This window comes from Tsukamurella sp. M9C (assembly GCF_020169415.1).
Taxonomy (GTDB): domain Bacteria; phylum Actinomycetota; class Actinomycetes; order Mycobacteriales; family Mycobacteriaceae; genus Tsukamurella.
The window spans coordinates 52,551-66,390 of record NZ_JAIULG010000014.1 but is presented as its reverse complement, the minus strand read 5'-3'; the positions used below and the strand labels follow the sequence as shown (position 1 = coordinate 66,390).

The 13,840-nt window shown below is 68.3% G+C and carries 11 protein-coding genes; 2 read left to right on the top strand and 9 right to left on the bottom strand.

Annotated elements, in window-relative coordinates; all coding sequences use genetic code 11:
- Positions 1-4 precede the first annotated feature (4 nt).
- The 8 genes from LB823_RS09415 to LB823_RS09380 all read right to left on the bottom strand — a co-directional run bounded on the left by LB823_RS09415 (position 5) and on the right by LB823_RS09380 (position 8,523).
- A complete protein-coding gene (locus LB823_RS09415) occupies positions 5-1,492 on the bottom strand; it encodes an aldehyde dehydrogenase family protein (RefSeq protein WP_224646702.1) in 1,488 nt (495 codons plus the stop codon).
- Positions 1,489-3,069 carry a GMC family oxidoreductase gene (locus LB823_RS09410; RefSeq protein WP_224646701.1) on the bottom strand — a complete coding sequence of 527 codons (1,581 nt, stop codon included), beginning with the start codon at positions 3,067-3,069 and terminating at the stop codon, positions 1,489-1,491. The genes LB823_RS09415 and LB823_RS09410 overlap by 4 nt, the downstream gene beginning before the upstream one ends.
- A gap of 101 nt (positions 3,070-3,170) precedes the next feature.
- Entirely contained in the window at positions 3,171-4,625 is a 1,455-nt protein-coding gene (locus LB823_RS09405; RefSeq protein ID WP_224646700.1) for a peptide MFS transporter, read from the bottom strand.
- A 40-nt stretch (positions 4,626-4,665) separates the two neighbouring features.
- Complete coding sequence (locus LB823_RS09400) at positions 4,666-5,676, bottom strand: ankyrin repeat domain-containing protein (RefSeq protein WP_224646699.1); 1,011 nt, start codon at positions 5,674-5,676, stop codon at positions 4,666-4,668.
- 27 nt (positions 5,677-5,703) lie between these two features.
- Positions 5,704-6,708, bottom strand: a complete 1,005-nt coding sequence (locus LB823_RS09395) for a hypothetical protein (RefSeq protein WP_224646698.1) — start codon at positions 6,706-6,708, stop codon at positions 5,704-5,706.
- A gap of 39 nt (positions 6,709-6,747) precedes the next feature.
- The gene (locus LB823_RS09390) at positions 6,748-7,347 is read right to left on the bottom strand and encodes a zeta toxin family protein (protein WP_224646697.1); all 600 of its coding nucleotides are present in this window, start codon (positions 7,345-7,347) and stop codon (positions 6,748-6,750) included.
- Positions 7,344-7,727 (bottom strand): ParD-like family protein, encoded by a 384-nt coding sequence (locus LB823_RS09385; RefSeq protein WP_224646696.1) that lies wholly within the window; start codon positions 7,725-7,727, stop codon positions 7,344-7,346. Before LB823_RS09385 ends, LB823_RS09390 begins: the two co-directional genes overlap by 4 nt.
- Before the next feature lie 121 nt (positions 7,728-7,848).
- Entirely contained in the window at positions 7,849-8,523 is a 675-nt protein-coding gene (locus LB823_RS09380; RefSeq protein WP_224646695.1) for a DUF4352 domain-containing protein, read from the bottom strand.
- Positions 8,524-8,856: 333 nt separating this feature from the next.
- On the opposite strand from LB823_RS09380, the gene LB823_RS09375 reads away from it, so the two are divergent.
- Together LB823_RS09375 and LB823_RS09370 are read left to right on the top strand one after the other, a co-directional pair.
- Positions 8,857-10,728, top strand: a complete 1,872-nt coding sequence (locus tag LB823_RS09375) for a DUF2075 domain-containing protein (RefSeq protein WP_224646694.1) — start codon at positions 8,857-8,859, stop codon at positions 10,726-10,728.
- An 80-nt stretch (positions 10,729-10,808) separates the two neighbouring features.
- Positions 10,809-11,690 (top strand): HNH endonuclease, encoded by an 882-nt coding sequence (locus LB823_RS09370; protein ID WP_224646693.1) that lies wholly within the window; start codon positions 10,809-10,811, stop codon positions 11,688-11,690.
- A 39-nt stretch (positions 11,691-11,729) separates the two neighbouring features.
- Here LB823_RS09370 and LB823_RS09365 read toward each other — a convergent pair whose 3' ends face one another.
- Positions 11,730-13,838, bottom strand: coding sequence for a DEAD/DEAH box helicase (locus LB823_RS09365; RefSeq protein ID WP_224646692.1), 2,109 nt, complete (start codon positions 13,836-13,838; stop codon positions 11,730-11,732).
- Positions 13,839-13,840 lie beyond the last annotated feature (2 nt).

The following is a 13,840-nucleotide window of genomic DNA, read 5'->3' as shown; positions in this document are numbered from 1 at the left end:
ACCGCTACTTGATCGTGCCTCCGCGCCCGTGCAGGATCGTCATCAGCTGCGTGAGCTGACCCTCCTGCGCCGCGGTGCGCGCGAAGCTCGTCAGGTTGAGCAACGGGTTGAAGCGCTTGCGGGCGATGCCCTTGGCGTAGGTGAACTCGCGCAGGCCGTCGGGGCCGTGGATGCGGCCGAAGCCCGACTCGCCGACGCCGCCGAAGGGCAGGTTCGGCACCCCGGCGAACGTGATGATGCCGTTCACGGCCGCCATGCCGGAGCGGATCCGGTCCGCCAGCTCCATGCCGCGGGCCTTGGAGAAGACCGTCGCCGCGAGGCCGTACTTCGTGGCGTTGGCGAGCTCGACCGCCTCGTCCATGGTGTCCACCTTGGCGACGGTCACCGTCGGGCCGAAGGTCTCCTGGGTGACCGCGATCGAGTCCTCGGGGACGTCGACGAGCACCGTCGGCTGGACGAAGCGCTCGCCGACCGCGTCGACGCCGCCGACGAGGGCGCGGCCGCCGCGGGCGAGGGCGTCCTCGATGTGCGCCTTGATGATCGCCAGCTGGCTCGGCATGGTGATCGGGCCGATCTTGGAGTCCTCGGAGTCGTTCGCCGTGACCTCGCGGGCCTTGGCGACGAGCTTCTCCAGGAACGGGTCGTAGACGTCCTTGTGCACGTAGACGCGCTCCACGCCGACACAGGTCTGGCCGGCGTTGGCGAAGGCGCCCCAGGCCGCGGCATCGGCGGCGGCGTCGAGGTCGGCGTCGCGGTCCACGAGGAAGGCGTCCTTGCCGCCGGCCTCGATCACCACCGGCGTCAGTGTCTCCGCGCACGCGGCCATGACCTTCTTGCCGGTGTTGGTGGAGCCGGTGAAGGCCACCTTGTTCACGCCCGAGGTGCACAGCGCGTTGCCGGTCTCGCCGAGGCCCGTGACGGCCTGCAGTACGGGGCGGCCGACGGCCTCCTCGAACGTGCGGGCCAGCCACACGCCGACGCCGGGCGTGTACTCCGAGGGCTTGAAGACGACGGCGTTGCCGGCGGCGAGGGCGTAGGCGATCGATCCCATCGGGGTGAAGACGGGGTAGTTCCACGGGCCGATGACGCCGACGACGCCGAGCGGGTGGTAGCGCACCGTCGCCGACTGGTTCGCCATGACCAGGCCCGAGCCGACGCGCCGCGGCCCGAGGACCTTCTTCGCGTGGTTGGCGGCGTAGGCGAGGTGGTCGATGCCGAGGGCCGCCTCGAGCAGGGCGTCGCCGTGCGGCTTGCCCGTCTCGTCATGCACGATCTGCGCCAGCTGGTTGATCCGCCGGGTGATCACGCCCTTCCACGTGTTGAGGGCCTGCTTGCGGCCGTCGAAGCCGATCTCCTGCCACCAGTCGGCCTGCTCGCGGGCCCGCGCCACGACGGCGTGCACGTGGTCGGCGGAGTGGATCGGGTACGTCTCGACCACGTCGCCCGTGCGGGGGTTGAGGGAGTCGAAGGTCTTCGTGTTCGCTGCGGTCATGCTGACTTCCTGATCTCGTCGGCCGCCTTCTCGGCGATCATGATGGTGGGGGCGTTCGTGTTGCCGCGCGTGATCATCGGCATCACCGAGGCGTCGACCACGCGCAGTCCCTCGGTGCCGCGGACGCGCAGCTGCGGGTCCACCACGGAGTCCTCGCCGGACCCCATCGCGCAGGTGCCCACCGGATGGAACAGGGTCTGGGCGTAGGTCCGGATCAGGGCGAGGAAGTCGTCGTCCGACGGATCCTCGGGCACGTGCCAGGGCTTGCCCAGGTTGCGCGCGAGCGGCCCCTGGCGGCACAGCTCGAAGCCAGCCCGCGTGCCCGCGAGGAGCGCCTCGAGGTCGGCCTGCTGATCGAAGTAGTTCGGCTCCAGCGACGGGTGCCAGTCGGGGTTCGCCGAGCGCAGCCGCACCTGGCCGCGGCTGGCGACGTTTACCAGCGTGGGGCCGCAGATGAATCCGCGCTTCGTCGGCTCGTGCAGCATGTTGTCGTAGAAGCCCGATCCCATGACGTGGTACTGCAGGTCCGGGTGCTCGAGATCGTCGCGGGAGCGGAAGAAGCCGCCCGCCTCACCGCCGTTGGACGCCAGCGGGCCGTTGCCGAGCAGCTTCCAGCGCAGGAGGTTCTGCAGGTTCTGCGCCTCCATGAGGTCGCTCGCGCCGTGGGTGTCGAAGATGATCGGCACGATCGGGTGATCGTGCAGGTTGGCGCCGACCCCGGCGAGGGCGACCCGGGTGTCGATGCCGAACTCGGCCAGGTGCTCGGCCGGGCCGATCCCCGACAGCATCAGCAGCTGCGGCGTGTTGATCGCGCCCCCGGACAGGATCACCTCGCGGCGCGCCTTCGCGGTGTGCTCCGCGGCTTGCTGCTTGAAGGTCACGCCCGTGGCGCGGTCACCGTCGAACTCGATCCTCCGGGCGGTGGCGCCCAGTGCGACCGTGAGGTTCGGCCGCGAGCGCGCCGGTTCGATGTAGGCCTTGTCGGTCGACCAGCGCCGACCTCCCTTGCAGGTGACCTGGTACAGGCCGGCGCCGTCTTGGGCGGCGCCGTTGAAGTCGTCGTTCCGTTTCAGTCCGGAGCTGACGGCGCTGTCCACCCACGCGTTGACGAGCGGGTGCGTGTACACCCGGTCCTCGACGTTGAGGGGGCCGTGGGTGCCGTGGAACTCGTCGCGGCGGGCGGCGTTGCCCTCGGCCTTCTTGAAGTAGGGGAGCACGTCGTCGTGCGACCAGCCGGTAGCGCCGTACTCCGATTCCCAGGCGTCGAAGTCCGCGCGGTTGCCGCGGATGTAGATCATCGCGTTCATCGACGAGCAGCCGCCGAGCGCCTTCATCCGCGGCCAGTACGTCGGCCGGTCGTCGAGGTGCTTCTGCGGGGTGGTGGTGTAGTTCCAGTCCCACTTCGTCTTGAACAGCGCCGAGAAGGCGAGCGGGATGTGGATCTCGTCCGCATCCGCCTCGCCACCCGCCTCGAGGAGCAGGACGGAGACGCCCGGATCCTCCGACAGGCGCGCCGCCATGACGGCGCCCGCGCTGCCGGCCCCCACCACGATGTAGTCGTACTCGTCCGCCGGCAAACCCGCTCCTCGCGTCGTTCCAGTGCTTGGTGACGAAGTTACTCGGAAGTCTCGTGGGCGTGAAGGGATTGGACAGGTTCGACGGTGCCCTCAGGTCACCCTCAGGCGACGGCGGGGGCGAGGCGCTTGATCATCGGGGTCAGGGCCACGACGACCAGGCCGATGGCGATGGCGGTGCCGCCCAGGATCAGGAAGTAGGGCGCCTCGTCGTCCTGGTCGTAGAACGTCGCGAGGCGACCGGCCAGGGCGGTGCCGAGGCTGATGGACAGGAAGTTCAGGGCCACCATCTGCGCTGCGAAGGCGCGCGGCGCGAGCTTGGTGGAGACACTGAGGCCGACGGGGGAGATGCACAGCTCGGCGAGCGCGAAGATCAGCATGATCCCGAGCAGGCCGATCAGCGGCGCCGTGTTCACGCCCGCGGGCATGAGCAGGAAGGCGAGGAAGGCGACGCCGATGCCCATGGTGCCGATGGCGAACTTGATCGGCGTGCTGGGCTGGCGCGGGCCGAGCTTCGTCCACAGCGCCGCGAAGACGGGCGCGAAGATCAGGATGTAGACCGGATCGACGGACTGGATCCAGGAGGCGGGGAACTCCCAGCCGCCGAGGGTGCGGTCGAGGCGCTCGTCGGCGTAGACCGCGACGAACGTGAACATCTGCTGGAACAGCGCCCAGAAGGCGACCTGGGAGAGGAAGAGGGGGATGAAGGCCTTGACGCCGTTGCGTTCGGCATCGTCGACCCGGTTGCTGCGGAGGAGGAAGACGAAGTAGGCGAGGGAGATCGCGGCGACGGTGATGATCACAGCGTCCACCAGGTTCTTCGCGGTGATCACGCCGGTCAGGATGAGGCCCACGACGATCGCGATCGCGACCACGGCGCCTGTGGCGACGCGCTGGATGTCGGTGCGCGAGGCGGGGTTCGGCACTTCCTGGCTGATCCGGGGGAGCATCTTGCGGGTGAGCCCGTACTGGAGGAGGCCGAGCGCCATGCCGACCGCGGCCAGGCCGAAGCCCCAGTGGAAGCCGACGTTGTCCTGCAGGTAGCCGGTGAGCAGGGGGCCGATGAAGGCGCCCAGGTTGACGCCCATGTAGAAGAGCGAGAAGCCCGCGTCGCGGCGAGTGTCGCCCGCCGGGTAGAGGTCGCCGACCACCTTGGTGGCGTTGCCCTTCACGCCGCCCGAGCCGACGGCGACGAGCACCAGGCCGATCGCGACGCCGGTCGCGCCGGGGATGGCCGCGAGGGCGATGTGCCCGGCCATCACGAGGCACGCGGAGTAGAAGAGGGTGCGCTCGGCGCCGAGTAGGCGGTCGGAGACCCAGGCGCCCGCGATGGTCGAGAGGTAGACGAATCCGCCGTAGGCGCCGACGATTCCGAGCGAGGTGGTCTTGTCGAAGCCGAGGCCGCCCTCGGACGCCGAGTAGTACAGGTAGTACGCGAGGATCGCCTGCATCCCGTAGAACGAGAAGCGCTCCCACATCTCGACGCCGAACAGGTTCACCAGCGGCCAGGGATGTCCGAAGAAGCGGGTGTCGGGTTTGTAACCGGGGGTGGTGGTCATTTGTCGATGTAACCATGCTCGGGGCGCCCGGTGTGGCAGCTCAGCGCAGGAGTCGCTCCGCCTCCGGCTGGTACGCGTGCTCGGCCCACTCGCGGGGCGTGGTGCCGTACTGCAGGTCGACGACGGTGCGGTCGGCCCCCGCGTCGAGGAGCGCGCGGATCAGGTCGAGGTCGCCCGCCCAGGCGGCGTGGTGCAGCGGCGTCGCGCCCTCGCCGTCCCTCGCGTTCGGGTCGTCGGGGACGGTCGGGACGGTGACTGTGACTCCCGTGACGTCGATGCCGTGCTCGGCGAGGAGGTTCAGGCGCGCGGCGAAGCCGTGCTGCGCGGCCCAGTCGACCTGCCGGCGCCAGACCTGCGCGCGGTTCTCCGTCTCGGTACCGACGCGCGTCTCCCACGGACTCGGTCCGGCGTCGGCGAGGCCGTGCGCGAAGAGCAGCTGGAGGTGCGTGTCGTCGGGCCGGAACATCCGGTTGTAGAGCGTCTGCTGGTCGGCGGGGTGCGCTCCGCGTTCCAGCAGGAGGGCGGCCAGTTCCTGGGCGCGGGGGTGCCGCGGCTCGCGGCCGGCGCCCTGTTCGCCCTCGCCGAAGACTCCGGTGAGGGCGGTGAACGGGGTGGGCAGGCCGGAGTGCAGGAAGCCGGTGTTCGGGTCGGCGCCGGCGTCGAGGAGCAGCGTCGCGGCATCGAGCGAGCGATCGATCGCCGCGTCGATCGGGAGGCGCGAATAGCAGAGGTAGCTGAGGGGGTGCCAGCCGAAGGGGCCGCCCGGGCCGGCAGCCAGGGAGGGATCGGCACGCAGGTGTGCGGCCACCGCATCGGCGTCGCGCGCCGCCGACGCCGCCCAGACAGAGCGCTCGACGAGGCCGGGGTCCTGTGCGAGCAGGTCGGCGGCGGCACGCCAGCGCGGCGGCTCGTCCGACGGTCCGTAGCGCAGGCACGCCAGCGAGCAGAACAGGTCCTCGGGCGGGAGCGCGGCCTCGTCCACGGCGCACGGGTCCACGGTGAGGTCGGCGTTCGACGCGTCGGGGGAGCCGCTGCGTGCTCGCTGGGGCATGGCGCCTCTCGGTGGCTGGACGTGTGGTCAGCGCGGCAGGTTGGTGCGGGCCACCTGCTCGCGGAGGAATGTGAACTGGGCGTCGAGGCTGGCCTGCAGGTCGCGCAGCTCGTCCGCGTGGTGCTGGAAGCGCAGCGCGTCGGCCTCGTTGCCGACGGCGTCCCGGTACAGCTGGTCCAGCAGCTCGCGGTGGGCGCTGCTGTTGGTGCGGTCCAGGATCTGCAGATCGCCCAGGAGCCGTTCGACGGGGCGCAGTTCACCCAGGTACTCGGCGAGGGCCGCCACGTGGTCGCGGAGGGCGTCCTCGGCCATGCGCGCGGCGTGCGTGTACTCGTCGATGTGCTGGGCCAGTGCGGGCGCTGCCGGCGAGGCGCCCGACGGGCGTGGGGTGTCGGTGCGCATGCGCCAGACGCGGTGGGCGCGGTGGCTGATGTCCTGCAGCGTGGCGTCGAGGTTGATCCGGACGCGGTGCTGATCGAGGAGCGGGTTGTTCCACGCCGGGGAGCGGCGGATCTCCTCGGTGAGCAGCACCGCGACGCCGAGGAGGCGGGTCTCCACGCGGGTCTGGCCCGGTTCGGCGTCGGGGTTGTACGCAGGGGTGCGCTCGGCGCGGAACGGCCAGGGATTCGCGGCGAGACGCGCCTGCTCGCGCTCGGCGATCCGGTTCTTGTAGCGCGTGAGCCGCCACAAGTGGAACCCGGCGACTCCGGCGGCCGCGAGTAGGAAGATCAGGATCGCGGGGACGCCGGACGTCGCTATCGCGCTGCTGATCACGAGCGCGCCGAACACGACGACGACGGCCGCACCCTTCCTGATCTGGGGTGGCGGCCCGTACTGCAGATGTGCCGGGTAGCCGGGCGTGTTGCTCGCGGTGAACCGCCGATAGGCGTCGTCGATGGCCGTCGCGCGCAGGTTCTGTAGGTACTGCGCGGCGTCGTGCGCCGCGGCCTGCGCCTGCTCCCGGCCGACCAGGACCGCGTCGGCCGCCGTGGTCACCCGGTGGGCGATCTCCTGGGGCACCGTCTCCGCCATCTCGAACCTCCTCCAGAGCCCTACCTCGAATGTACCGAGTCATCGGGGCTGAGCGCCGCCACGAATGTGCCACAGTTCCGAGAGCTCGTGGGGCGTCCAGTCGGGCCAGTGGCCGGCGCCGATGGGCATTCCCTGGAAGAACTCGGCGACGATGGCGGGGCCGGTCCGTCGTGAGTTGTCGTAGAACGTGGCGCTGGTCGTCGATTCGACTGCCACGGCCACCAACGACCACAGCCGATGGTGCCGCTCGCGGATCTTGTCCTCGGGAACCGCGTGGCCCCCGGTGATGACGCGACGGGCCACGCGCTGCACGGACAGGTCCACGGGAACCATCACGACGTGCAGATTCACGTCGTAGTCACGATCCAGCGCGGATCGGATCAGCTCGATCTTCGACGGGTGCGAGAACACGGTCTCGGCGATAAACGACCTCCCCGATTCGAGCAGGCGCTCGCGGGTGGCCGCAGCGATGCGCGCCGCTTCGTAGGAGTGGGCCTCGGCAGAGTCCGGCCATCGTGCCTTGGCGATGACGTCCGCGTTGACGAAGGGCAATCGAGGGACGCGGGGCTGAAGCACGAGCTCGACGAACGTCGACTTCCCCGCGCCGTTCGGTCCGACGACCAGCTCGACCTGGCTCATCGGAGCGGGGCGTCCTCGATGACTCGTTCGGTGCCGTCCGGGTGGTACTCCATCATCCGCCCGTTGTCGTCGAGGGCGACCGTCACGATGCCGCGCTCGGCGAGGACAGCGCCGAAGTCGATCTCATCCAGGCTCTCCCGGATCCCGACCTTGAGCTCGGCGTTGAACGTCCGCGACTCCGCCTCGTCCAGGGCGTCCGGCGACAGCGTTCCCGCGAGCGCCGCCTCCACGCGGCTGCGCGCCGTGGTGTGGTGAGCGGAGACGTTCCGGCCGATGCGCGCCCAGTGGTTGATCTGTTCGGCGATCGAGCGACCTTCCGCGGCCGCCTCGACGCGGGCGTCCTCGAACACGTCGTCGGCGATGCGGGTGGGGTGCGGCATGGCGACTCCTTTGCTTCGTCTGGCGCTGTGACCAGTATGTAGCACCATGCTACGCCGTGAAGGGCGGCGAGGCCTGGGGCGATGTCCCGGCCGCCGCCCTGCGACGACCGGGACACGGCGACTACTTCAGGGCGACCGTCGCGCCGCCGGAGAACATCGAGTCGTGCAGCTCGATGGTGGCGGGCTCGGCGTCCTTGGGCATGTCGAAGACGACCTTGACCTGCACCGTGTTGCCGGGGTTGATGTTGTCCCACACCGGCACGTCGGAGTCGCCGAGCGCGATCTGCGCCATGGAATCCGACTCGAACGAGCGGCCCTGCGCATCCTTGACCTTCTGCGACGACGGGCTGAAGTCCTGCGGCTTGGTGCCGATGTTCTTCACCGTCATCGCGACGACGACGAACTGGCCCTGAGCCTTCTTCGCGAGGTACGGGTTGTCGCCCACCTCGGCGAGCCCGGTCTGGACGCCGGTGACGACGAACTCGAACTTCCCGTCGCGGACGGGGGTGTTCAGGCCCACGGCCTTCGGGTCCGCCTTCGCGGGCGCGGCAGTGCCGGCCGTGGTGCCGCCGGCGGCGGTCGCCTCGTCCTTGTCGCCGCCGCCGGTGGCGACGGAGACGACCACCAGGAAGGCGATGACCGCGAGCACGATCCACGGCCACTTGCGCTTCTTCTTGGCAGGGGGAGCGGGCGGGGCGCCGTAGGGCGCGGGCTGACCCGGGTACGGCTGACCGGCGTAGGGCTGACCGGGCTGCTCGGGCTGGCCGGGCTGCAGCGGGAAGGGCTGCTGAGACATGACGAATCCTCGATTCTTGGGATCAGTGAAGTCGACGTGAGGCGGGAAGTGCCCTACGTCGTGAGTGGAGCCTCGGCTCCGGTGGATCAGGCCGACGGTGCGCAGAACGCGCCCGTCAGAAGTGATGACTGTTAGTTCAAGTCAGAATGCTTGTGCGTGCGGTCATTTCATCCTCCCCAGGACCTGATGGCGGAAGCATCGCACCGCCCACTGACAAGTTTTTGGTGGCGGTCTTCCGCATCGCGGTAGTCTCAGGTCAGCGGTTCGACGGAACTCCCGCTCAGGGCAGATCCCCTCCGCACGATCATTCGTGCTGCCCTGGGGGATTTTGGCGTGACGTTGTTGCGGGTGACCGCGAATCGACTGCTCGAGGAGTACACGTCGGAGTCGCTCGTGGAGAAGCTGCTGGAGCGCATGCTGTTCGAACGCGGAATCACCGTCGCCGGTGCTGAGCAACGGTCGTGGGGAAGCAGTCTCCCGTCCTTCGCCGCGGATCTGCGCCACGGCGGTCTGGGCGACGTCGAGATGCTGATCGAGTACAAGCTGCCGCTGACCTCCCGTCGCGCAGACGTCGTCCTCGCCGGTACTCACCCCGACACGGGTGCACCGTCGTACGTGGTCGTCGAGCTGAAGCAGTGGTCGTCCGCTGCCTTGTTCGAGGACGATCCGGGCATGGTGACCGTCCCGCACCTCGGTGGTCCGGTACTACACCCTGTCGCCCAGGTGGCCGGCTATTGCGAGTACATCGGGGATTTCGTCCGAGCGTTGCGCGGTCAGGATGATCCGCTGGCAGGTATCGCGTATCTGCACAACGTCCACGATCCCGGCGAAGTCGCCGACCTCGGTGCCCATCCCGCCACGGCTGAGGGGCGTCTGTTCACCGGGGCTGACACCGACGCCATGCTTGCGTACCTCCGCACGCGGCTCAAGGCCGGTGCGCCGTCCGGCTACGCCGCCGATGCCCTGCTGAACTCGCGCGCCGCACCGTCACAGCAACTGCTCGCCGTCGCTGCGGAGGAGGTGCGCGAGCGGCAGGTCTTCCACTTGATCGGCAACCAGAAGCTCGCGGTCGACCTGGTGCTGCACGACGTGGAGCGGGCCCGGGCCGCCGACACGAAGCGGGTGCTCGTGGTGACGGGTGGTCCAGGAAGCGGCAAGAGCGCGATCGCGCTCGCCCTGCTCGGTGATCTGGCCCGACGGGGTCGGACGGTGCTGCACGCGACCGGGTCCCGATCGTTCACCACGACCCTGCGCCAGGTCGCGGGTGCAAGGACGCCCCGCGTCAAAGCGATGTTCAAGTACTTCAACCAGTTCGTCACCGCTGACCGCAACGGGCTCGACGTACTCATCCTCGACGAGGCGCATCGGATCCGAGAGACGTCCGCCAACAGATACACGCGCGCGGCGGACCGGACCGGGCGCCCGCAGGTGGACGAGCTCATCGCAGCCGCTCGAGTTCCGCTCTTCCTGCTCGACGAGCACCAGGTGGTGCGCCCCGGAGAACTGGGTTCGCTGCCTCAGATCCGTGCCTACGCCGCCTCGCTCGGACTGGAGACAGTGCACATCGCGCTCGACGACCAGTTCCGCTGCGGGGGAAGTGAGCGGTACGTCGAATGGGTACTGGACCTCGTCGGACTCGGTGAGCGGGCGCCGTGGACGTGGACGGGAGACGACGGCTTCGAGGTGCGGATCGCGGAGACGCCGTGGGACTTCGAACGGATGCTCAGTGAGCAGCGGGACAAGGGCTACTCCGCGCGCATGACCGCCGGCTATTGCTGGCCGTGGAGCGATCCCACTCCCGAGCGGACGCTGGTGCCGGACGTCGTCATCGACGATTGGGTCAGGCCGTGGAACTCCAAGTCCGACCGACGGATGGGCGACGTTCCGCCCTCGCAGCTGTGGGCGACCGAGGACGGCGGCTTCGGGCAGGTCGGATGCGTGTACACGGCGCAGGGCTTCGAATACGACTGGAGCGGCGTGATCCTCGGACCGGATCTGGTGTGGCGTGACGGCCGATTCGTCGTGCGAGGGGACGAGAATCGCGATCCCAGCCTCAAGTCGAAGAAGAACCTCACGGACGTGCGGTTCGACCTGCTGATCCGCAACACCTACAAGGTGCTGCTCACCCGCGGCATGGTCGGCACCGTTCTGTACTCGACCGATGAACAGACCCGCGAGGCGCTCCGGCGTCTCGTGCAGCAGTAGCAACGAAACGAGCTCGGCCCGACAGGCTTCCGCATAGGAAACGCCTCCACCCGATGCGAACCTTGAAGGGCGCATGGGCAATGACGGCATGGATCGTTACGATCGCCAGCGAGTATCCCGAGCACATGGGGATCGCATTCGAGGACAAGTGGTGGGACTTCGGTCAGCGTCGCGACATTCGAGCCGGAGATGATCTCTTCTTCTGGCAGGCTGGTGTGAAGAAGGTCGTGGGCTGGGCGACCACGACGAGCTCGATCGAGCCTCGAACAGAGGAAATGCCGCCAGCTCACTGGACGGATGATTCACCGACTCGCTACCGATATCGAGTGCACCTGGTGAAGCGGGCGGCAGCACCGGTTACGTCGCCGACGTGGGATGAAGTTCGTGCGCGCATTGGAACGAAGGCATCTCCGAACATCCCTGTGATTGAGGTGAAGACCGGCGCAGGAGAGAGGTTCCTCAAATCGCTCTTTCTGGACGCGTCGAGTGAGATCGACGAGGCATTGCTTCGTCAGCTCACTGCAAAGGGGGCATTTCTCGACGCGGCCGACCGACGGCTACGGCGGGTCACCGATGTCGTGATCCGACCTGGCCAATCGGGCTTTCGCGACGGTCTTCTGGTTGCGTACGACGGTCGATGTGCAATATCGGGCAGCGACGTCACCGAGGTGCTCGAGGCGGCTCACATCGTTTCGTACCGGGGCATGCAGTCGGATTCGGTGAAGAACGGGCTCCTCCTGCGTGTCGACCTGCACAGGCTATTCGACAAGTTCCTAGTCACCGTCGGCGCGGATCGTCGTGTCCGTGTGGCCCCCGGACTGCGTGAGGGGGCGTACGGCGACTTCCATGGAAAACGTCTGCGCAATCCAATCGTCGCCGGCTCGGAGCCTGCCGACGAGGCCTTGGAGAACCACTGGAAAGCCTGCGACTTCATGACGTCGGCGGGGCAAGTTCGCATTTGAAATACGCGTAGGCGGCTCGATGGGCACTACGTGCAGGACCTACCCACTGAACCGAACAACGGCCACGTGGGATGCGCAGTCGAGGGCACCGTCGACGTCCATGTCGCGAACGGCGACGGTGCGTCGCGCGAGGTGATCGGGGAGCGCTGCCGAGAATTTGAGCCCTTCGAGGGATCGATCGTCGATCAGCGGGAGTCGCTGTTGCGCCTCGTCATCGAGCCGGAGTAGCTGGATCTGGTCGGCGATCGAGCCGGCGGTCAGGTCGGCGTGGAGGCGCAGATAACGACTGTTGAACGATTGCCTAGGAGCGACGAGGTCTGGTGCCCATGCCGCAAGGGTGCGGTTCGCCTTGGTGCCGGCCCACGTCCACCATCGCCACTCGTTCTTCTCCCGCGCCACAACAAGGCCGCGTTCGGAAACGCTCCATCCTGAAGTCTCGCGGAGGTCGCTCAAGGTCGCAGACGCTCGTCGAGTGAGCGTCACCCCGTCGGGCAGGGAACCGAGCAGGACTGCGCGTGCACCGCGGGTGAGGGCGAAGGAGTCACCGTCGGCGGCGCTGCCCCACTTGGCCTTGCCTGCCAGCGTGCTCGATTCGACGTACACCTGGCGGCGCTTCCAATCCACGTGGGTGACCTGCCAGGACCGGCCGCCGAGAAGGAGAACGCGCGGACCGTCGACGAGGTCGGTGAGGACCGATACATCCACCGACCCCACCTCCTGCCGGCCGGCGAAGACACGGAACTCGGGGGCGGCGGTGAAGACGGCGAGCAGCTCCATGAAGTGGCGGCGCCCGAAGCGCTTCTCCGCCTCGGCACCGATGAACGCGGTGCCTGAGTCATGCTCGAGAAAGCCTTCGTCGAGGAGGTACTGGAAGATCTCGTCGCCGTCGTGGTCGAACAGTGGGAGGGAACCCCAGCTGCCGCGCCAACCGTCGATCGGTACGCGGCGAGTCTGCAGCGCCAGGGCGAGCAACTGTTGCGCGGCGATATGGCGCGGTTCGGGAGGAGCGAGCACAGGTTCGACGAAGCCCTCCGACCAGCAGTGCAGCATGCCCAGGGTGTTGAGGACTGCTTCGTCGCTCGTCGCCATGAAGAGGCAGTTGCGGACTGTGCCGGGGCGTCGGCCGGTTCGGCCGAGCCGCTGCAGAAAGGACGAGACGCTCTTCGGCGCGTTGACCTGAATGACACGATCGAGGTCTCCGACGTCGATGCCGAGCTCGAGCGTGGACGTTGCGACGATCACGCAGTCCCTGGCTTCGGCGAAGGCCTCCTCCGACTGTCGGCGTTCATCCGCCGACAACGAGGAATGGGAGACGAACGTAGTGATTCCGCGCTCGCGAAGCTCAGATCCGAGCTCCTCGGCCAACCTCCGAGAATCGACGAACACCAGACGCTTCTCACCGTGATGCAGCGCGGCGATCACCGTTGCGGCGTTCTCGATGTTGCCCACCGAATCGACTGTGAGCTCCGGTGGGTCGGCCTGGCGCGCGGGAGGATTGATCACCCGGCCGGCAGTGCGGGCGCCACCCTGGAGCCAGCTCAAGAGGTCGTCGGGATTACCGACGGTGGCGGACATTCCGATCCGCTGCAGCCGCCTACCGACGAGACTCTCGAGTCTCGCCAACACCGCGAGGAGATGCCAACCACGATCGTCCCCGGCGAAAGCGTGCACCTCGTCGATCACGACGGCTCGCAGTTCGCCGAGCACAACTGCCGGATCGACCGATTCGGAGACGAGCATCGATTCAAGGGACTCGGGCGTAGTCAGCAACACGTCCGGGCGTTCGGCCTTGATGCGCTTGCGCTGTCCGGCCGTGACATCGCCGTGCCACGTGGCCGCATCACGGCCGACCCAGTCGGCGTACTCGGCGACGCGTGGCTGGAGGTTGTTGAGTAGCGCTTTGAGCGGGCAGAGGTAGAGAACCGACGTCCCCGACCAGCGTTCGCGTTGCATCTTGGTCAGGATCGGAAAGACCGCTGCCTCCGTCTTGCCACCGGCCGTAGGCGCGAGCAGGATGGCATCCTCGCCGGCCAGAATCGGCGCCACCGCGTGATTCTGGAGTGGCCGCAGGCCCGGCCACCGGAGGCTGTTTACGATGTGGTGCTGGATACCAGAGTCCAGCGCGTCGAATCCCGCAGTACTGGTCATGG